We start from the raw sequence: 19,192 nt of genomic DNA, 5'->3' as shown, positions 1-19,192 counted from the left end.
TTTCCGCCCGCCCCACGAAAGAACCGAGAACATGCCCACACCCCGCGTCCTGGTCGTCGGAATCGACGGCGTCCGCCTCGATCTGCTGCCGATGCTGGAAACGCCCAACCTCGACGAAGTCGCGAACGCCGGCTTCTTCGCGCCCGTCCACATCGACGACGACACACCGACCATGTCGGGCCCCTGCTGGACCACGATCGTCACCGGTGTCGGCGTGGCCAAGCACGGAGTCTGGGGCAACAACTTCTCCGGGAACCGGCTCGGGGTGTTCCCCGACTTCACCACGCGGCTGGCCGCCGAGCGCGGGAAGCGGACCTTCGCGGCCGGCGGTTGGGAACCCCTGTTCCTGGCCCGGCAGGGCGGCCCGGTCTTCGCGGCCCCGAGCAGGCTCGCCTATATCGCTCCGCGCGAGGACACCCCGCAGGGCTGGGACGCGTGCGACCAGAGCGTGGCCGACGAAGCCGCAAGAATTCTCAGCTCCGGCGAAGACCTCGACGCCTCCTTCGTCTACCTCGGCGCTGTTGACGAGACCGCCCACTTCCTCGCCTGCGGAGCCGAGTACCGAAACGCGATCGAGACCGCCGACCGGCAACTCGGACAGCTGCTCACTGCCATACGTGAGCGTCCCGACGCCGGGTCCGAGGAGTGGACCGTCATCGTGGTGACCGACCACGGCCACCGCGACGAAGGCGGCCACGGCGGTCGCAGCACACTGGAGAGCACCGCCTGGATCGCTGCGAACGGCCCCGGCATCGACTCCACCACCCCACCGGACAGCCTCCGCCACGCCGATGTCGCCGCCCACGTCTACGCCGCCCTGGGTATCACGCCCGACCTGCACTGGACGCTCGACGGGCAGCCCTTCCACTCCCTCACGCCCCAGTCCGCCTGAGCCGCCAGGAATCCACCGGCCGGAGCGAAACCACCGGCCGGCAGGAAGCCGTCGGCCGGCGTCCCCGAGGCGCGGCAGCCAACCGCAACGACGCCCCACTCGCGTCCCGCAGAGAGGTTCCCTCCGTGGATACCACGTCCCTCGACTCCATCGACCTGGCCGCCTTCGACCCCGGCCAGTGGGCAGACGGCGCGAACACCCTCGATGTGGGCGACACACGCATCAGCCTGCGTACTCCCGCCGACAGCGCCACCCTGACCCTGTCGCAGGACGACGCCGCCGGGACCGAGGCTCTCGTCACGGCGACGGCGGACGGCACCGTGACCCTGCGCCTGGACGTCCCGCTGGGGGACGCCGTGGGCTTCTGGCACCCCGACGCCGGCTGGGAGCGCACCCTGCCCGTCGACTGGTCGGCATGGCGCGGCCTGTCACTCGTACGATCCGCCCCCGTCGGCTGCCTCTACGACACCGCCGGTCGCAGTCTGCTCGCCCTCGCCGCCAACCGCACCGTCCAGAAGAGCTGGATTCGCTTCGGTGTCTCCGAGGAGCGCAAGCGCTTCGGCGTGTGGCTGCGCCTCTCCCTCACCGCCGGGCAGACCTGCCGAGTCCGCATCTCCGCGCCGGGCACCACCATGGCTGCCGCCCTCCGTAGGCTCCGTCAGTGGCTCGCCGGCCTGCCCGGCGGAGAGCCGCTGCCCGTTCCGGAGTTCGCCCGGACGCCCGTCTACTCGACCTGGTATGCCTTCACCCAGGACGTAACCGCGGCCGAGGTCGAGGAGGAGGCCGCCCTCGCCGCCGCCCTCGGCTGCGGCCAGTTGTTCCTGGACGACGGCTGGCAGCTGCTCGGCAACGGCCGTGGCTACGCGGGCTGCGGCGACTGGCAGCCGGACCCATTCAAGTTCCCCGACTTCCGCGCCCACGTCAGTACCGTTCGGCGTGCCGGACTGCACTACACCGCCTGGATCGCCCCGCTTCTCCTGGGAGAGCGCTCTTCCGCCCACCAGGCCTGGGCACCGTACGCGCCGCACCACGTCCCGCACCTCGACTGCTTCGTCCTCGACCCCCGCCACAGCGAAGTGCGCGCACACATCGTGGACACCTGCCGCACCCTGGTCGACACGTACGGACTCGACGGCCTGAAGATCGACTTCCTCGACGAGGCCATGGCCTACGCCGCAGTGCCCGCACCCGACCAGCCCGCCCCCGGATACATTCCGGACATCGGGGAGGCGATGGCCGCGCTGCTCGCCGATATCCGCGACGCCCTGCGGGCCCTGCGCGGCGACCAGTTCGTCATCGAGCTGCGCCAGCCCTACATCGGGCCGGCCATGACCGCACTCGGCAACGCACTGCGCGCCACCGACTGCCCCGCCGATCCCGTCGCCAACCGCATCCGGACGCTGGACATCGCACTGCTCGCACCCTGCGGAGCAGTCCACTCCGACATGGTGATGTGGGATCCGCAGGCAACACCGGAGAGCCTGGCCCGCCACTTCCACGGGGCCCTGCACTCCGTGCCGCAGATCTCCGTCCGCCTCAGCCGGCTCTCCCCCAGCCACCGCGAGACCCTCGCGTTCTGGCTCGCCACCTGGCGTCGACTGGCTCCCGTCCTCACCTCCGGCCACTACGAACCCGGCCGCCCGGACGAACTCTTCCCCCAGGTCACCGCCGCTCACGGAGACCAACGGGTCATCACCAACTACACCGACAGGATCGTGCCCCTTCGCACCGAGTCCTGGCGCTCCCACTCCCTCATCAACGCCTCCACCGCCTCACGCATGGTCCTCGACGTCTCCGGACCACCCCGCCAGGTCCGTGCACGGATCCATGACGCCCGAGGCCGATTGCAGCAGGCCACGGCTCTCACCCTCACACCGGGCATCCACACGATCGAGGTTCCGCCCTCCGGAACGTGCGTCCTCGAACTGGCCTCCGGCCTCCCCGCACAGGGAGAGAGCTCGACGCAGATGCCGTAGGGGACGGGCCGACAGCAGGTCGATGCGTACCGCGGGCGCAGGCGCAGGCGGGCGCGCTCGTACTCCTGCTCCTGCTCCAGGCGTCGCGGCGAGCACCCGGCAGTCAGCCCGCGACGGACTCCTTTTCGTGAGGGTCATCGAGCAGACCGTCGGCCAGTTCGACGTGCCCGTCGTGCTCGGCAACAACTCCCGGGCTGCCGGACCGGCGCTCCCGCTCGCCACCCGGCGCGTGGAGGTCGTCCAGGCCGACCTCGGTGTGAACGCGGCCGCCCTCGGTGCGGTGGCCCTGCTGCTGCGTCCACGCCGGGCCTGTCGCTCTTCAGCGAGGCCGTGGCGGGGCGTGCCTCACAACCAGCAGATATCCCACAGTCACACGTACTGATGAGCCCATGTGCCTCACACAACAAGGGCCAGATCAGAACCGCAGATAGAGATCTGTCGAAGGGCCGTGACGTAGTAGATGACGCGGACTCCGTCGATGACATCGACGTAGTCGCGAAGCAGGGTGTCGGGCACCGGGGTGCCCAGCTCGGGGTTGACGCTGATCGCGACGATCGCGCGGTCCAGGCGGTGCGTCTCGGTCGCCGTGAGCTTCGCCAGCTGGCTCAGCGCGGGCTCCACCATGACGACCTGGGACCGGCGCGGCGCGTGCTCAAGCGACACGGGGCTGCTCACCGGCGAGGCGCTCCAGGTGGGCGTCGCGGGCGTCCTCCCACAGCACGCCCGTCTCCGGGGACGGGTAGCCGTTGGCGGCGATGTCCTCCAGCACCGAGGCGAGGACGTCGACCCGCGCGCGCTGGTCGGCCGCGTACGCACGGGCGGAAGCGGCGGCGTGCTCATCAAGGGGCTGGCGGTCGGGCACGAGGGCCGGCTGCTCGCTCATCCGGGGGCTCCTGGCTGTCATCTGGCGTGTGTCATCACGGTATCGCCGGGCCGGGCCACTGGACCCCGGTACGGACGATCCGGCCCCGACCGGGCCGTCCCGGGCGCAGAGAGCCCGTTCTGCTCTGGCTTGCGGTACTCGGATGAGACGGTGCGATGGGACTGTCCAGGTACGGGAGTACGTGCCTCTACCGGCGGAGTCCCGGAGGAACAACCCATCCGGCCCTTAGTGCTTTTGCTCCGCGATGGGTACCGGTGAAGCATGACCAGCACCTTCACCACCCGCACCATCAATATTGCAACCGGCGCCACTGAGACCATGCACGACCTGACCAATGCATGCTCCGCGTTCCTCCGGGAGGTCGCTCATGGGCGAAACGGACTGCTGAACGTTTTCACCCCCCACGCGACATCCGGCCTTGCCATCATCGAGACCGGCGCGGGCAGCGACGATGACCTGTTGGCAGCCCTCCGCGAAATTCTTCCCGCGGACGACCGTTGGCGAGCCCGCCACGGTCGTCCAGGCCACGGCAGTGACCACGTGCTCCCGGCACTGGTACCACCACACGCCACGCTGCCCGTAGTCAATGGTGAGCTGGAGCTGGGGGCCTCGCAGTCCGTTGTACTGGTGAACTCCAACCGGGAGAGCCCCGAACACCAAGTCCGGCTGTCCTTCCTCGGCTGACCACACCACCCACTGGAGCGCCGGCGCTCCAGTGCGGACGAAGTGGCCGCAAGCCCAGCCCGCCGACCGACGCTGACACACTCGGCACCGTCGTGATCACTGAGTACTGACGGAGGACACGTTGAACCAGCCGGAGCAGCCCTGGCAGCCGGGCCCGAACGACCTGCCCTTCACCACCCACCTGATCAACCCGCACGGCGACCGGCGCTTGGGCTTCATGATGTCGAAGGCCGGTACTACCGGCTGTGGCAGCGCACGGCCCCCGAGCGGCTCCACACCGGCGACGCCATCTTCCTGCGGCCCAGCGACATCAACCAGATCATCAGCTACGCCTTGATCTGGGTCCGCAACCACCCCGATGACCCCCGCGGCTACGAACTCATCGACGAAGTCGCCGCCGGGGCGAAGGGGATCGTCATGCACTTCGCCCAGGCCGCCCAGGCCACGTCACAGGGTTAGGACGATGTCCCGCCTGCCGCGCCCCAGCCCCGGACGAAGGAGGCCAGGGCGCGGCGCTGTTCCTCCTGCCGGGCGGTCTGCTGCGCGAGGGCCTGGCGGTCGATGTACGGGTCGACGGCGGCGAGGACCAGGCGGCGGAGTTCGTCCGGCTCCAGTGCTTTGACCTCCCACTGCACCGGGTGCTCGATCTCAAAACCATGGCGGCGCGCGAAGGCCGGCCACCTCGGGTCGCCGCGCTTGCCCTCGGTCGCGGGCAGCTCGTAGTCGTGGACGACCTGGTCGTAGGTGAGCAGCACCCGCTCGGTGTGACTCCAACAGGCCGTGCGCGCTACCCAGTCCCGTTCGACGTCCTCGCCGGAACAGTCGAAATCACCGACTACCAGGAGAATCGTTTCCCTCGAGTCGGCGGCGACCCGGTCGCGGACGACGTCGACGTAGGACTGGGAGCCGAAGCCGCGGACCACCAGTACCGGGATGCCGTACGGAGCCAGCCAGCCCGTGAGGAGCTGCCGGAGAGTGTCCTTTTCCGCAGCGACGTACACCGCATGCGACTGGCCATGCGTGAGGTCCAGGCCGAACCAGTCAGGGCTCTCGTGCAGGAACGTGCCCGCGTCCGGCCAGGCCTGCGGGACGTGGACTTCGCGCAGGGTGTCGACGAGATCGGGGAAGCGGCCCTCACGGCGGGCCTGGGCGAGGTGGGAGGACAGGTGCCGGTACATCGACGGCGTGTGCGGCAGCACACCAGCGGAGGCGAGCTTGTACATCACCTGGCGCAGCGCGGTAGAACGTGCCGTCGTCTGGTGGGTCGGCTGGTACAACACCGAGCGCCCGCACTCAGCCCTCGACCACCTCCCGCCCGAGGAATTCGAGGCCCGGCACTACCGATCCCCGGCAACCGCAAACGCTGCCTGAAACCACACAAACCAGACGCTACGGAACGCGGAACTGCTCAGTGAGCGCATTGAGGCTCGGGCGGATCGCGGCCGCGGCCGCGGCGGCGGCACCGGCTTCATCTCCGGCCTCGATCGCCGCCAGCAGTGCGTTGTGGGGTTCGGCGCCGCTCTCCTGGATCACGTCCTGGCTACGCAGCGCGTGCAGGCTGTCATGGAGTCGGCCGACGAAGAAGCGGTAGCACTCCAGCAGCACGCTGTTTCCCGCCGCTTCCACCACGGCCAGGTGGAAGTCTGCGTCAGCACGGGCGAACTCCTCCGGCACGGTGGCGCGATTTCGGGCAGCGAGCAAGCCGCGCAGCCTCAGCAGGTCGGCATCGGTGCGACGCATGGCGGCGAGCTGGGCCGCCTGCACGTCGAAGCCGAGCTGGACCTCGAACACTTCGCGCACGTCGGCAGTCCCGAACCGGCGCAGCATGGGGGCGGGGTCGATGGTGGAGACCACGTAGGTACCGGCGCCCTGTCGGGTCTCCAGTACGCCCAAGTGCACCAGGGCCCGTACCGCCTCTCGGATCACGGTACGGCTCACTCCCAGCTCCTCGGTGAGCCGCTGCTCGGTCGGCAGTCGATCCCCGATCGCCCAAGCGCCTTGCGTCAGAGCTTCGTTGAGCTGGCCAACGACCTCGTCGACCGAGGACCTGCGGCCGATCATGCGCATAGGGGGCTCCTTCGCCGGTTGCAATCTTCCGGCCCCACAGTATCCTGATCACCTGCCGTCATTCATCAGTCATCATACAAATCTGGAGCTACGGTGAAGCACTTCATCGCACCCGATTCCTTGGCCTGGGCCGCACAGCTGCGCGAGGACACCGGGGCAGACGCCATGCCGTTCGCCCCGGCGGTCGTCACGCGCGGCGACACTGTGTGGCTCTCGGGCGCCACCGCCTACCCGCTCGTACATCAGCACCCCCATGACGAGGCCGAGCTCACAGTGCCCGAGGGAATCGCGGAGCAGACCCGGGCCTGCCTGGAGAACCTGCTCATCGCGTTGAAGGCGGCCGGCGGCGACGTCCAGGACATCGTCAAGGTCACCATTTTCAACACCGACATGGACGCCCAGAACGAGGTCAACCAGGTCTACGCGGAGTTCTTCGGTGAGCACAGACCGGCACGCAGCCATATCGGCGTCAACCGTCTGGTCGGCCCTGAGCTGAAGATCGAGATCGAGGCCGTAGCGGTCCTTGGCTGACAGTGCGTGGCCCCGGCAATGGCGCGTCGCCGGATCAGGGCGCGCCATTCGCCCCGTCGACGCCAGTGCGGGCAGCCGGCAGGCAACCTCAAGCAACAGGCGCGACAACACTCCGATCTCTCTACATCAGCATCCTCGGCCGGCCAGATCTGCAGATTCTCCACCGGCCAGCTCAGTAGTTCCTGTCTCTCAGCGAAATCAATATTTCAGGAGCAAGTAATGTCTCTTTTCATCCCCGATTTCGACGGAACCGTCGTTGTGCGCTCTGCTGACGCCGAATTGATAGGCAAGGGCGGCCTGGTAACCAACCAGTTGCTCGTCGACAGCTCCGCCACGGGCGGGGCGCTCTCCAGCATGCGTGTCACCCTCGGCACGGGTGCCGATGGCGCCCGTCCTCACCACCACGGCAAGTCCGCCGAGATGTTCTACGTCCTCGACGGCACCGCCCAGCTACTGTCCGGCGATCAAGTGGTCACCGCGGAGCGCGGGGATGTTGTCGTCGTGCCGCCCGGTACACAGCATGCCTTCGCCGCCGCACCCGGCGAGATTGCGGACATGCTGGTCATCATCACGCCCGGGGTGGAGCGCTTCGAGTACTTCCGCCACCTTGAGCGCATCCGCTATGGCAAAGTGCCGCCGGAAAGCCTCCTCGACGTTCAGGAACTCTACGACTCCTATTTCGGAACGAGTCCTGTCTGGAACGCCGCACGCGAACAGCAATGCTCAGCGCAACAATGCCCGTAACCACCGCCGCACCCTTGAGGCCATCGCCTGGAAGTACCGCACCAACTCGCCCTGGCGTGACCTGCCAGATGAACTCGGTCCGTTCCAGACCGCTCACAACCGGCTGCTCAGATGGGCTGTCGACGGCACCTGGGAACGGATCCTGGCTTCCGTTCTGGCCGCGGCGGACGCTGTCGACGACATCGGCTGGACGGTGTCGGTCGATTCGACCGTCGTCCGAGCCCATCAGTACGCCGCCGGAGCACTCGGAGGGGGCGGCGGGACGCCAAGAGCCCGTCGATCACGCACTCGGACGCTCCTGCGGAGGCCTGAGTACCAAAATCCACCTGGCGGCCGACGGCCGAGCTCGGCCCCTGGCCTTCACCGCCACCGCAGACCAGGCCGCCAGTGACGCACCTGCCTTCGAGACCGTGATGGCCACGGCCAACGGCGAGGCCGTCACGGCGGGCGCCCGCCGGGCTTCGACCGCGAGGCCTACAGGCAGCGGAACACCGTCGAGCGGTGCGTCAACCGCCTTGCGCAGTGGCGCGGTCTGGCCACACGAACGGACAAACTCGCCATCGCCAACCAGGCCGCACTCCACCTCGCCGGCATCCTTATCTGGACCGACGCTGACCAGAGAGACAGGATCTAGCGGTGGTTTGTTGACGGCGGGTCAGGGCCGTAGTAGGCCGGTAGCAGAGGAACGTCGCCTCGCCGCCTGGGGGCTTGTGATGACTCGCCGTCTGCCGTGTCCGCCCGCTCCGGGCCCGCTGGAAGCCTACGCCGCGCGCTTCGATGACCTGCTCTCGACGTTGGCACAGCGCCGCGGGTTCCGCGAGTACCTCGCGGGACTGCTGCTGCCGCGGGACCGGAACAAGACCCTGAGCTGCCTGGCCGGCGCCGAACCCGTCGTCGGGGCCCCAGCGCGCCTCGGTACAGCGGCTGCAGTTCTTCCTGTCCGAGTCGTCCTGGGACCACGAGCAGGTCAACGCCCGCCGACTGGAACTGCTGCTGACCGATCCCGCGACCGCCCCGCACCCAGGCGGGGTGCTGGTGATCGACGACTCGGGCGACCGCAAGGACGGCAAGGCGACCGCGCACATCGGCCGCCAGTGGCTGGGCCGGCTGGGCAAGACCGACAACGGCATCGTCACCGTGACCACCTGCTGGGCCGACGAGAACCTCTACTACCCGCTGCACGCCGTGCCCTACAGCCCCGCCCATCACTTCCCCAAGGGCAAGAGCGACACCGGCTTCCGCACGAAGCTGCAGATCGCCGCAGAACTGGCCCACACCGCGAAGGCTGCCGGGGTGGCCTTCCGCGCCGTGGCCGCCGACTGCGCCTACGGCGACCAGGACGGCTTCCGCAGACAACTCGCCTCGGCAGGACTGCCGTTCGTCATGGCTCTCAAACCGAGCCACGGCACCTGGGCCTACGGCAAGGATGCCTACACCCCCGTCCATGCCGCCCACGCCTTGACCTGGACGGACCCCGAGCACCCGGGTGGCTGGACCTCCGTCGAGCGCACCTTCCGCGACGGACACACCGAGACCTGGTGGGCCGCCGACGCGACCCTTGGCTGGTGGGGACCCGACGGGAACGTCCGTCTCGTCGTGGCCACCACCGACCCGGCCACCCTTCCCCCGCAAGCCACCTGGTATCTGGCCACCGACCTGCCCCGCCCCGGCGGACCCCGCGAGGCCGACAACCCTGAACCGGCCGCCGACCTGCATGAAGTCGTCCGGATCTACGGCATCAGGCACTGGATCGAGCAGAGCTACAAGCAGGTCAAGGACGAACTGGGCTGGGCCGACTTCCAGGTCCGCTCCGATACCGCCATCCGCCGCCACCAGACCCTGGTCACCTGCGCGTTCTCGTTCTGCTGGGACACCTGGTTCGCTCAACCTCCGGACCGGGAGCCCGCCGTCGTCCCCACGGCCCCGCCGACTGTCACAGCGGTGGGGCCGGCTGAGAGGGGGCCCAAGCAGAACCCACCAGCCCCAACCGGCCAGCTGGCCGCAGGCAATCCGCGCCGTCCGGGCCTGGCTCGACCCCTGGACCACTCTCCAACGCTGCTGGCGAGCCTGGAGCAACGCACCCCCGCCACCCGAACTTCAAGCCCTGATCAACGCCGTCGGCGCAGGCCACCCACTCGATCTCTACTCCCCGGTCTAACAAACCACCGCTAGGTCTGCGACAGGACCTCCCGGACGGCGTCGATGCCGAGCGCCAGGTCCGCGTGGAAGCTCTGGTGGAGGTCGAAGTCCCGGGTCATGTCGACGTAGTAGCCTTCCGGCAGCGTCGACTCGGCACGCGAGAGGTCGCTGTTCAGTTCGTCGAGCTGGTGGATCATCCGGTGGGTGTCGCTCAGGGACTGCGTAAGGGCCTCGGCGAGCGGGCCGCCGGACTGAGGGGAGGTGTCCGCACCAGGCCGGTGCGACGCGCGCAGCGCCGCCCGCACCGCCGCGCGCCGGAACTGGGCCAAGGCGAGGGACGCTTCGATCCCGTCGTAGGAGACCTCGTTCGTCCAGGGGTCGTCATCGGCGAGGCCCGACGCCAGGAAGCCGACGCGGCGCGGGACGTCGAGGTCCTTCACCGCGTCGAACATCGGCGCGGCGAGCGCGGCGTCCTGAGCCAGTGCGACCGCGAACGCCCGGGCGTCCTCCCTCCGGAACTCGCCCCTGGTGGCCCGTGTCCCGGACCTCTCGGCCTCCCGCCGGAACCGCTCCACCTGAAGGGCGAACACCGCTCCGAGCCGTACGGCCGCCAGCTCGGCCGCGGGAAACCCGCCGAGCGCGGCCTCGCGGCCCTGCGCGTCGCACCGGGCGAGGCCAGCCGCGTACGCCCGTACCCCGGACGGCGCGGGCTCGGCGAACGAGTGCAGCACGGGTGCGCCGAAGGGCGGCACGGGGAGCGAGGGGCCGAGGTTCCACAGCGTCGGTACGGGGGCGCGTCGAGCGGTGGTCCCGTCCGCACCAATGGAGCCGCTCACCTCGTCCAGCCCGGACCGCAGGTCGAGTACGGGATCCAACGCGGCGGCCAGCTCGCCAAGCAGTTCCGCGAACCTGACGTCTGCCTCCACGGACCCCTCGGCCGCCCCGGACCCCTCGGCCTCCCCCGGCGCCTCGGCACCTCTGGCCTGCCGTGCCCCCGTCTCCGCTCCGAGCAGTTTGCCGACGTAGCGCAGGGTGCGGTGCACCTTCGGCATCGACAGGCCCAGCTCGTACCCGATCGCTCCCGGCGCACAGCCAGCCAGCCGAAAGGCGGTGACGTTGAGTTGGCGCTCGTTCAACTCACTCAGCGGGGCGAGCGCCACCACCGTCCGGGCCTGCGCCAGGGCGTCGGTGCTGCCCTTCCCCAGGAGGGCGGGCACCGTCCCGTGCGCTGGGCGCAGCGCTCCGCAGCCGCCGCCGACGGCCATCCGGCACGTCCAGGCCCGCAGCGCCTGCGTGGTAACCACGGGGGTCCTGGTGTCCTTCGCGGCCCCGGCCGCGTTCGCGCCCAGCAGGTCCATCCACCGCCAGGCCACTGTCATCGAGTCCTGGGCGAGCCGCGCCGCCTCCACCAGGTCCGCGCCCCGCAGCAGCGACAGGGCGACGAGCGGCCCCGCATGCGCCCGGTAGTAGTCCCCGAACCCGACCCCGCTGACGGACGCCGTATCCGCCGGATCTGTCGCCATTGACCCAACCCCCTTGCACTTGACGCCACTTGTGATTCCCGTCGGAGTTCAAGGTAGAGGCTCGACGCGGGGGACGGAAACTGCCCCGCTCCCCTGGAGCGGGGGCTGGGCAGTCGCGTGGCTGGTAGTACTGCGCGACGGCTCGGGACCACGTCGGCTACGAGTCGTGGCTGGAGCGGGACCATCTGATCTTGATGGACCGCGATCCGCAGGTGGTGGGAATCGCCTCGCAGCCGTTCTGGCTGCACTGGCATGACGGTGTCCGGTCGCGGCGGCATGAGCGGGCACGGACCCCGGGTTCGTACACCGAGGTGAGCCGCTTCAGAACGGGCCTTGACCCTGGATCTTGAACACGTCTATGCGGCTCGGGCCAGGGCAGGTGATGTTGATCGGAAGGTGTTCTCGAAGGCGATCGGAGATCGCTGACCGAGCCGGGAATGCCGGCGCCGGGTGTTGTAGCGGTGCAGCCAGCGGAACGCGTCGAGTCGCGCCTCGCGCTCGTTCGACCAGCCCTTCCGGCCCTTGAGCGTCTCTCGATCACGACTTCTTCGGCCCGGACACTCCGTACGGCATCTACGACCTGGGCCGCGACAGCGGCTGGGTGAACGTGGGCACCGACCGCAACACCGCTGCCTTCGCGGTAGAGTCCCTGCGCCGCTGGTGGAAGGTCCAAGGGCGCCTCGACTACCCCAGCACCGACCGCTTGCTGGTCACCGCCGATTCTGGAGGCGCTAACTCGGCGGACTCCCGCCTGTTCAAGATGGGCCTGGCCGACTTCGCCGACGAGTGCGGGCTGAGCATCACCTTCATGCACTTCCCGCCGGGTACTTCAAAATGGAACAAAATGGAACACCGGCTGTTCTCCCGGATCACCCACAGCCTGCGCGGGCAGCCGCTGACCAGCTACTGGCACGGGGAAGCGCATATGATCGACTTCACACGTTCGTCCATCCGCTGCGGACTTGCCGCGATTGCCTTGCCCTCGGTGTTGCTCGGGCAGGCAGGAGCGGCCCACGCCGATCAGCTCCCCTTCCCCAAGCAGGGGTACGGCTCCGTCGGTGGCCCCGCGGCGCCTGGCGGGGTGGTGGACCTCACGGTCAAGGAACGTCCCGGCAACCCGCACCCGACGGCAGTTGAGGTCTCAAGCCCGGCGCTGACCGACGACACCGCCCTCGGTGACACCAAGAGAGCCTGGGTGGGCGCGGGCCGGATCAAGAAGACGGTGAAGCCCGGAACGTATCCGGTGACATTCACGCTTCGACACAAGAGCGCCGACTGCGTGACGGAAAAGGACCGCGACTACGTGTGCGACTACCCCCCGATCGTCCTGCGCTCGAAAGTGACGGTATCGGGTCAGGACGAGACCGCGGCATCGAACGAAGGGCCTGGCTTCGGTGGCGGATTGGCCATCGGTATCGCGTCGGGCGCCGTGGCGACACTGGCGGTGGGCGGGATACTGCTGCGCCTTCGCCGCCGCCAGATTCCGTCCTGACCCTCGAAACACCGCCCTCACCGCATCTGCCGGACGCTGCCCTACCTGCTGAGCGCCGGGCACCTGGGCGCAGCTCCTTCCCGAGCAGCGGGAGCGGCTGACTGCGCTGGGCATCAAGGCCGCTGTGGTCCCGTCTTCCGCTCCGGCGGCTACCCGTGCAACAAAGGGGGCCGGGGAAGGCGCAGCAGGCGTTCCAGCGGGGTCTGGCGGCCCTCGCGCAGTGGGTGGAGTTCGAACGTGATGGAAACGATGGCGCAGTCCCCGGCGGACACGGGTGCGGTGTCGCATGCCGGAGTGCCGGCGGTGACGCTTGCTACGCCGGTGTGCAGGTTCGAGGACTTCCTCGGGGCCACTGCCGCTGACCGTCTGCTTGACGACGCCTGCCGGGCGCAGCTTGAGCACCTGGCCGCGGAGCGCGGGCAGGACGCGCAGATTCCTTCGGCAATCGGACTGGGCGTCGGCTTCATCGTCGGCCCCGGCTCCGGCGTCGGCTCGTCGATTCCGCCGCCGGGTGACCCCTGCAGGATGAAGTCCAGGATCGGCAGGAACGCCTGGTTGTTGGTGACAACCGTCTTTGGGCCCGTTGTTCGCAATGACCGTGTCGCCGCCGCAGCACGGCCGCTTCCCGCCCTGGGACTTGTGGTGCGCCCCGCCGGATGCGCACGCCTTCTCGGAGCCCTGCCCACAGTACGAAGCCGCGGGGCCACCGGCCGCCGCCTGCGCCTGCGCCTGCGCAGCAAATCCTCCGGCGATACCGACCGCGACCGTCGTCGCCGTCATCAGCACCGCCAACCGTCCTCGCATGGTGCTGTCCATTACGACCACCTCTTCCATTGAATTGCAGTGCGTGACAGGCCGGATGGTTTTAGTGACCGTGTGCGATGACTCGCGTCGCCACACCGAAAGACCCCAAGATCACCCGATAGCGGAACGCACACATTCACCTTGACGAAGCCACCCGCCGAACTCCGGTGCCATTCAAGGCGGACGCAGCCCCCACAGGTCGCCGCGGCAAGAGGAAGCGGCGCCCGATCCGGTCCTGCTGGGCGCAGGTCGGATGTCATAGTGGCGTCCTCCGTCTCGACTCGTACCGGGGCGGGGTCCGGGGGCTCCCGTCGAAGCCGGCAGGCAGAGCGGCCGCCCCCGGACAGTGCTACGACTCGAAGCCACTGACGTGGATCCGGCAGCAAGGGCGGTCATCATCGTCCATACCCAGCTCCGCCTCGCGGCCCCGCTCACCGTCGACCGGCGGAAGCCCTAGGAGAAGGCCTCCCGGTCAGGAGCGATCCTGACGCCGACCAGGGTCCGGCGCGGGTTCCGACACCTCCGGCCCCACTTGGCCAACCCGGCCCGTGTGCCCAAACCCTCCCGGCCCGGCCCAGGACGGCCACCGGGATCGAAGAACCGGCACCCCACCACCCGTCATGATGTGGGCAAAACCGTCAAACACCCGGCGGCACCGACCGAACGCGATCAGGCCCGACGTTAAGGATCAAGCTCACGGAGAGGTCCCGGCCCCCTGCGTACGTGGCCCGTTGCGCTTCTGCACCCCGTTGCCGACATACCGGCGTGGATCGGGGGAAATTTCGCGCTGCCGATCCGAGTGCTGGTAGACATGGCTCCGGTGGTCCATGCGGCACCGCACCCTTGTTGGGGTCGCAACGAGTCGAAGTCGGTGCCGAGTTCACTCGGGGTGGTTCGTTCGGCGCCACCGGGCGAGAGCGGGCCACGCCACGAGCGAAAGCATTTCCACGGACCGGAACCTGCGCGAGACCTTCGACAGGTTCGACACCGACGGAAGCGGCCTCATCGGCAGGGACGAACTGGAGCCCGGCAGGCGGAGCCGGTCCGGCTGCCGGTCAGGCAGTCGTCGGCCGGCAGCTGAGGCAACCCCGGAAGCCCGCGGCGGCGGCCTCGCTGGCCGAGATGAACGGGACCTCGTGGCGGGCGGTGATGCGACGCGCGTGCGCACACGTCGGGTAGCAGAAGATCCGGGTGGTCCCGCTGCCCAGGAATCGCGCGCCCGCCCGTACGAAACGATCCACCCGCTCGTCGTCCACGCCTTCCCAGGCGCGCAGCGCCTGCTCGAACCCGGCGGGCAGCCCGCAGGCCACCGGCAACCCGTCGTCCTGGCAGAGCCGGTGCGCCGGTACCAGTACGGGGACGGGGTTGGCCCGGACCGCCGCCAGCACCACGTCGGGTGCGAGGTCCGGCAGCCCGGCCTCACAGGCCAGCCAGGCCGCCGGGCGCAACTGTCCGAACGGGATGGTCCGGGTGGCCAGCAGGACGGTGGCCTGTTCGTCAGCGAGCGGACCGAAGTCGTAGCGCAGGGTCCGGTCCCGGCCGCGCAGGGCCCGCGCGAGGCCCGGCGGGGGCTTGAGCCCGGAGAGGACGGACCGGTGCGTCCTGGCCCGGTAGGCGTCTTCGAACGCCCGCCCGTCGGCGTACCAGCTCGTGGCGGCGGCGCCGGTCACCGCACCTCGCCCGTGGGCGATGTAGAGGTGGCCCACCGGAGAGTCGGCCCGTACGTAGCAGTCGTAGCGATGTGCAGGGACGCTGGCGCGGTCCAGCACGCGTACCGCGAATCCCTCGGGCGCGGCTTCGTGCAATGTGTTCAGCTCGTCCGGCAGTCTCATCCCGTCGTCTCCTTCCGATTCTCGCCCGTCGGTCCCGGGGCCGATCCGTGCCCGGACCGGTCCACAGCCAGGACGGACTGCGTCCGCAGAGCGGCGAGTCCGCGTGAGACCTGGGCCCTCACCGTGCTGGCCGGACAGTCCAGGACGGTGGCCATCTCCTGATAGCTCAGCTCACCGATGTACCGCAGGACGACGGGTAACCGGTGGTGATCGGGCAGCCCGGACAGCGCCGTCACCAGCCGGGCCCGGCGCGCCCCGTCGATCGCGAGCTGCTCCGGCCCCCGGGAGTCGTCCAGAAGCTCGACGGCCGACACCTCCACCGAGTCGGCGATGCCGGGCCGGCGGCACAGGGTGCGGATGTGGTTGCGCCACACGTTCGCCGCGATGGTGAGCAGCCAGGCACGCGGCTGGAGTTGTCTGCGGCGCTCGGCGGAGTACTCGCGCAGAGCCGAGTACGCGCGCAGGAACGTCTCCTGCCCCAGATCGTCGGCGTCCCGCGCGGACCCTGAGAGCCGGAGCAGGACGGAGCGCACGGCACCGGCCTGGGTGCGCACGAGTTCGGTGAACCCGTCGTCCAGGTCGGCCGCGAGCAGTTCCGTCAGCGGGAGAGCTATCTCGTCCATCGTCTTCGTGAACACCGGGCCGGGCAGGAACGTTGCAACCCGGGAACCTTCTCATGGGTCCCGTACGCCTTGGGGACGCTTCGGGGCGCGGACCGCGCACGGGCCGGGGGCGGCGTGCCCGTGGTCGACCTCTGGCATAGCGGGCGCCGGGCGCGTTTCCCGGCCGGCGGAGCGGGCGGCGTCGGAACAGTGGGACAGCACCGCGTTGCGAAACGCCTTTTTGGATTTACCGGTGCTCAGAAGGGCTGTGCCATCCGGCCGCTTTCCAAGCATCTCCCTACCGGGGCCAGGGATTCGCCGCATTCCCCCCGGGCCGCAAGATGCGGTTTCCCGCCATCTGGCTGATGCACAGCAGGTTTCGGAAACCGAAAAGCGGGCGGTGCGGCCCGGTTCGCGTCAGACACACCGACCCTCTTGACCGGTGGTCACACCGGAAAGCTAAAGTTGCGCCCGGACCGAGGAGCCGAACCACACTCCCCATGCGTCCATTTATTCGGGATCTTGCGTGGCCTCGAGGAGGCGCGGTGTCGACCGTTCCGTTCAGGGCATTGGCGAAACGCTCCTCCAGGAATTGTTCTCCCCCGCCCTGTTCTGTCGCACCCGCCCACGGCTACCCGCGACGCTCTGGACGGCCCCGGTCGCCCTGCCCCGACGGCTCTCGCGCGTTCGGCAGGCCCTGCCGCGCATCTTCCGCTCGCAGCCACCGATGAGGCAACCGCGCTGCAACTCTGCCACCAGGGGACATCATGGAGAACCGCGTAAGCAGCAGGTATGCCGCGGACGACGACTTAGCGGGCGCCTGGTCGTTCGGTGAGCGGCTTCGCTCGTTCCGCTATCGCTCGGGACTGACGCAACGCGAGCTGGCGGAACGTGCGGGAGTGAGCGTGCGGGTCCTCCGGGACATCGAACACGGCCGGGTGAACCGCCCGCAGACGCGGACCGTACGGCTGCTGGCGGATGTGCTAGGCCTCGACGCGAACACGGCGCGGCAGTTGTCCCCGCCCGTGCGCGACGCCGCACGCCAGGGCTCCGAGCGACTCCACATCGGCATCCTCGGGCCGCTGTCCGTCCGGCACCGCGGTGTCGAGGTGCACGTCCACGCGGCCAAAGTACGAAGTCTGCTCTCCCTGCTGGCCCTGCAGCACCCGGAGCCGGCCGGCCTGGGGGAGATCACTCACGCCCTGTGGCCGGAGAACCCACCCCGGTCGTACCAGAGTCTGGTCCACACCTACGTCAGCCAGGCACGCCGGGTGCTGCTCGCTCCCGGCTGCGAGGAAGGCGCACCGGCGGTTTCCTTCCTGGCTCGTACGCACACCGGGTACGCCCTGGCACTGGAGCGCGACCAGGTCGACCTGACCCGGTTCCAGGATCTGTCGGCGCGGGTGCGGCAGGCGCACAGGGCCGGGGACGCCGAAGCGGCCCACGAGCTGGCCAGACGTGCCTACAGCTGCTGGCGCGGACCGCTGCTGGCGGGTGAATCGCTGCTGCCGCATCACCACCCCGCCGCCACCGCGGCCGCCCGGCAGCGGGTGGAGAGTCTGCTGCTGTACGCGGATCTGTCCCTGCAACTGCGGCGGCCCGAGCAGGTGCTGCGGGCGCTGCGCGGCGCCACCGAGGAGGAGCCGCTGCACGAGGGTCTGCAGGCGCGGCTGATGCTGGCGCTGGCGAGCTGCGGGGAGCAGCGGGAGGCGTTAGGGATCTTCTCTGAGGTGGCCCGGGGCCTCGACCGGGAGCTGGGGGTCCAGCCGGGCGACGAGCTGCGGCGCGCCCAACTGCGGATTCTGCACCATGAGCTCCCCTGGCCTCGGACGGGACCGGTGCCCGAGCAGTCCGCGGCCGGCACGGCTCCGCCCCCCCGGGGACCGGCCGTGGCGGCGCCCAGGCTGCGGCCGTTCCAGATTCCGGCGGCGAGTACGGTCTTCGTCGGCCGCGGCACCGAGCTGAAACGGCTGGACCGGCTGCTGCTCAGCACCGGTGAGCACAGCGGCCAGGTCCCGGCCGCACTGCTCACCGGCTTCCCCGGCGTGGGCAAGACCTCCCTGGCCGTGCGCTGGGCACACCGGGTGCGCGAACGCTTTCCGGACGGACAGCTGTACGCCGATCTGTACGGTTACGCCGACCGGCGGCCCCTGCACCCCAGGGAGGTCCTCGCCTCGTTCCTCCGCGCGTTGGGAGTTTCTGCCGCGGAGATCCCTGACGCCCTCGACGAGGCCGCGAACCTGTACCGCACCCTCCTGTCGGGCAGGCGGGTGCTGATCATGCTGGACAACGCGTGCGAGGAGAGTCAGGTCCGTCCGCTCGTGCCGGGGACGGCGGGATGCGCGGTCCTTGTGACGAGCCGCGGCAGCCTGCCGGGACTGGTGGCCCAGGGCGGTGTGCCGCGCCTCGACCTCGACGTGCTCGGCGAGGACGAGGCCCTCACGCTGCTGGCCCGGCTTCTGGGAAAAGGGCGGGTGGGAGCCGAGCCGCTCGCCGCGATGGCGCTGAACCGCTTGTGCGGCGGCCTGCCGTTGGCGGTCCGCCTTCTCGCGGCACGCCTCGGGGAGCGTCCCGGGGTGGCGCTGACCCAGCTGTGCGTGGAGTTCAAGGAGGCCGCGGCGCACCGGGACCTGCCGGTCGAGGCCGACGACCTGTTCGCCGCGGTCCACGCGGCGTTCGAACTCTCCTACTTGTCCCTGCCGGAACCCGTGCGCGACTGCTTCCGGTTGTTCGCCCGTACCGGGGGGCGGCTCGTCAGCGTGTACACCGTGGCGGACCTGGCGGGGACGACCCCGCTGGAGGCGTCACGCGCGCTGCGCCGCCTGGTCGGGGCGAGTCTGCTGCGGGAGTACGCGCCGGGCCGGTTCTCCCTGCCCGCCCCACTGTTGAGCTATGCGCGCAGGCTGGCGTGGCAGGAGGACGTGGAGCAGCGGCTGCGGAGGGTGTGACGCCGTGGGGGCCTCAGGGGTCCTTTCCCATGAACGTCCGACCGGGCGCGTTCCCCGGACGGACGGAGTGAAAGG

The 19,192-nt window shown here is 69.7% G+C and carries 17 protein-coding genes and 5 pseudogenes; 15 read left to right on the top strand and 7 right to left on the bottom strand.

The genetic code is table 11. The features are described from left to right. Window positions 1-31: 31 nt before the first annotated feature. The 3 genes from OG322_RS39500 to OG322_RS39490 all read left to right on the top strand — a co-directional run bounded on the left by OG322_RS39500 (window position 32) and on the right by OG322_RS39490 (window position 3,250). Window positions 32-892, top strand: a complete 861-nt coding sequence (locus OG322_RS39500; RefSeq protein WP_123465800.1) for an alkaline phosphatase family protein — start codon at window positions 32-34, stop codon at window positions 890-892. A 125-nt stretch (window positions 893-1,017) separates the two neighbouring features. Continuing rightward, window positions 1,018-2,868 (top strand): glycoside hydrolase family 36 protein, encoded by a 1,851-nt coding sequence (locus OG322_RS39495; RefSeq protein ID WP_329307668.1) that lies wholly within the window; start codon window positions 1,018-1,020, stop codon window positions 2,866-2,868. Window positions 2,869-2,995: 127 nt separating this feature from the next. Continuing rightward, window positions 2,996-3,250 carry a hypothetical protein gene (locus OG322_RS39490; RefSeq protein WP_329307667.1) on the top strand — a complete coding sequence of 85 codons (255 nt, stop codon included), beginning with the start codon at window positions 2,996-2,998 and terminating at the stop codon, window positions 3,248-3,250. 14 nt (window positions 3,251-3,264) lie between these two features. Here OG322_RS39490 and OG322_RS39485 read toward each other — a convergent pair whose 3' ends face one another. Together OG322_RS39485 and OG322_RS39480 are read right to left on the bottom strand one after the other, a co-directional pair. Then, window positions 3,265-3,543, bottom strand: coding sequence for a hypothetical protein (locus OG322_RS39485; protein WP_241200371.1), 279 nt, complete (start codon window positions 3,541-3,543; stop codon window positions 3,265-3,267). After that, window positions 3,521-3,751 carry a hypothetical protein gene (locus OG322_RS39480; protein WP_329307666.1) on the bottom strand — a complete coding sequence of 77 codons (231 nt, stop codon included), beginning with the start codon at window positions 3,749-3,751 and terminating at the stop codon, window positions 3,521-3,523. Before OG322_RS39480 ends, OG322_RS39485 begins: the two co-directional genes overlap by 23 nt. Window positions 3,752-4,012: 261 nt before the next feature. Here OG322_RS39480 and OG322_RS39475 point away from each other — a divergent pair, with 261 nt between their 5' ends. Continuing rightward, window positions 4,013-4,435: a YjbQ family protein gene (locus tag OG322_RS39475; RefSeq protein WP_123465792.1), complete on the top strand. Its 423-nt coding sequence runs from the start codon at window positions 4,013-4,015 to the stop codon at window positions 4,433-4,435. Window positions 4,436-4,768: 333 nt separating this feature from the next. Next, complete coding sequence (locus OG322_RS39470) at window positions 4,769-4,894, top strand: hypothetical protein (protein ID WP_329307665.1); 126 nt, start codon at window positions 4,769-4,771, stop codon at window positions 4,892-4,894. Here the strand turns inward: OG322_RS39470 and OG322_RS39465 are convergent. After that, complete coding sequence (locus OG322_RS39465; protein ID WP_329307664.1) at window positions 4,891-5,715, bottom strand: hypothetical protein; 825 nt, start codon at window positions 5,713-5,715, stop codon at window positions 4,891-4,893. The genes OG322_RS39470 and OG322_RS39465 overlap by 4 nt on opposite strands. On the opposite strand from OG322_RS39465, the gene OG322_RS41835 reads away from it, so the two are divergent. After that, on the top strand, window positions 5,651-5,806 hold the full coding sequence (locus OG322_RS41835; RefSeq protein ID WP_443066583.1) for an integrase core domain-containing protein: 156 nt from the start codon (window positions 5,651-5,653) through the stop codon (window positions 5,804-5,806). The genes OG322_RS39465 and OG322_RS41835 overlap by 65 nt on opposite strands. A gap of 18 nt (window positions 5,807-5,824) precedes the next feature. On the opposite strand, the gene OG322_RS39460 is transcribed toward OG322_RS41835, so the two are convergent. Then, complete coding sequence (locus OG322_RS39460; protein WP_329307663.1) at window positions 5,825-6,502, bottom strand: FadR/GntR family transcriptional regulator; 678 nt, start codon at window positions 6,500-6,502, stop codon at window positions 5,825-5,827. A 93-nt stretch (window positions 6,503-6,595) separates the two neighbouring features. On the opposite strand from OG322_RS39460, the gene OG322_RS39455 reads away from it, so the two are divergent. From OG322_RS39455 to OG322_RS39440, 4 genes and pseudogenes are all read left to right on the top strand, one after another. Further along, window positions 6,596-7,033, top strand: coding sequence for a RidA family protein (locus OG322_RS39455; protein ID WP_206432443.1), 438 nt, complete (start codon window positions 6,596-6,598; stop codon window positions 7,031-7,033). A 219-nt stretch (window positions 7,034-7,252) separates the two neighbouring features. Next, the gene (locus OG322_RS39450) at window positions 7,253-7,777 is read left to right on the top strand and encodes a cupin domain-containing protein (RefSeq protein ID WP_123465784.1); all 525 of its coding nucleotides are present in this window, start codon (window positions 7,253-7,255) and stop codon (window positions 7,775-7,777) included. After that, window positions 7,776-8,411 (top strand): annotated as a pseudogene (locus OG322_RS39445) (IS5 family transposase); the annotation flags it as partial. The gene OG322_RS39450 and the pseudogene OG322_RS39445, both read left to right, overlap by 2 nt. Before the next feature lie 79 nt (window positions 8,412-8,490). Further along, window positions 8,491-9,949 (top strand): annotated as a pseudogene (locus OG322_RS39440) (IS701 family transposase). On the opposite strand, the gene OG322_RS39435 reads toward OG322_RS39440, so the two are convergent. Continuing rightward, complete coding sequence (locus OG322_RS39435) at window positions 9,946-11,439, bottom strand: hypothetical protein (RefSeq protein WP_329307662.1); 1,494 nt, start codon at window positions 11,437-11,439, stop codon at window positions 9,946-9,948. The pseudogene OG322_RS39440 and the gene OG322_RS39435 sit on opposite strands and share 4 nt — an antisense overlap. Window positions 11,440-11,567: 128 nt before the next feature. On the opposite strand from OG322_RS39435, the pseudogene OG322_RS41830 reads away from it, so the two are divergent. The 4 genes and pseudogenes from OG322_RS41830 to OG322_RS39415 all read left to right on the top strand — a co-directional run. Then, window positions 11,568-11,717: pseudogene (locus OG322_RS41830) on the top strand (TnsA-like heteromeric transposase endonuclease subunit); the annotation flags it as partial. Between the two features lie 260 nt (window positions 11,718-11,977). Continuing rightward, a pseudogene (locus tag OG322_RS41825) lies at window positions 11,978-12,931 on the top strand (ISAzo13-like element transposase-related protein); the annotation flags it as partial. A gap of 237 nt (window positions 12,932-13,168) precedes the next feature. After that, the gene (locus OG322_RS39420) at window positions 13,169-13,768 is read left to right on the top strand and encodes a hypothetical protein (RefSeq protein WP_329307661.1); all 600 of its coding nucleotides are present in this window, start codon (window positions 13,169-13,171) and stop codon (window positions 13,766-13,768) included. Window positions 13,769-14,126: 358 nt separating this feature from the next. Then, window positions 14,127-14,420: pseudogene (locus OG322_RS39415) on the top strand (NF041680 family putative transposase); the annotation flags it as partial. A gap of 370 nt (window positions 14,421-14,790) precedes the next feature. On the opposite strand, the gene OG322_RS39410 reads toward OG322_RS39415, so the two are convergent. Next, complete coding sequence (locus OG322_RS39410) at window positions 14,791-15,567, bottom strand: Ada metal-binding domain-containing protein (RefSeq protein WP_329307660.1); 777 nt, start codon at window positions 15,565-15,567, stop codon at window positions 14,791-14,793. Beyond that, window positions 15,564-16,205 carry an RNA polymerase sigma factor gene (locus OG322_RS39405; RefSeq protein ID WP_329307659.1) on the bottom strand — a complete coding sequence of 214 codons (642 nt, stop codon included), beginning with the start codon at window positions 16,203-16,205 and terminating at the stop codon, window positions 15,564-15,566. Before OG322_RS39405 ends, OG322_RS39410 begins: the two co-directional genes overlap by 4 nt. A 731-nt stretch (window positions 16,206-16,936) precedes the next feature. Between OG322_RS39405 and OG322_RS39400 the strand changes: the two genes are divergently transcribed. Continuing rightward, window positions 16,937-19,117, top strand: coding sequence for a BTAD domain-containing putative transcriptional regulator (locus OG322_RS39400; RefSeq protein WP_329307658.1), 2,181 nt, complete (start codon window positions 16,937-16,939; stop codon window positions 19,115-19,117). The last annotated feature ends 75 nt before the right edge of the window (window positions 19,118-19,192 follow it).

The organism is Streptomyces sp. NBC_01260 (genome assembly GCF_036226405.1).
Lineage (GTDB): Bacteria > Actinomycetota > Actinomycetes > Streptomycetales > Streptomycetaceae > Streptomyces > Streptomyces laculatispora.
The sequence above is the reverse complement of the archived record's forward strand: the minus strand, read 5'-3'. Positions and strand labels throughout refer to the sequence as shown.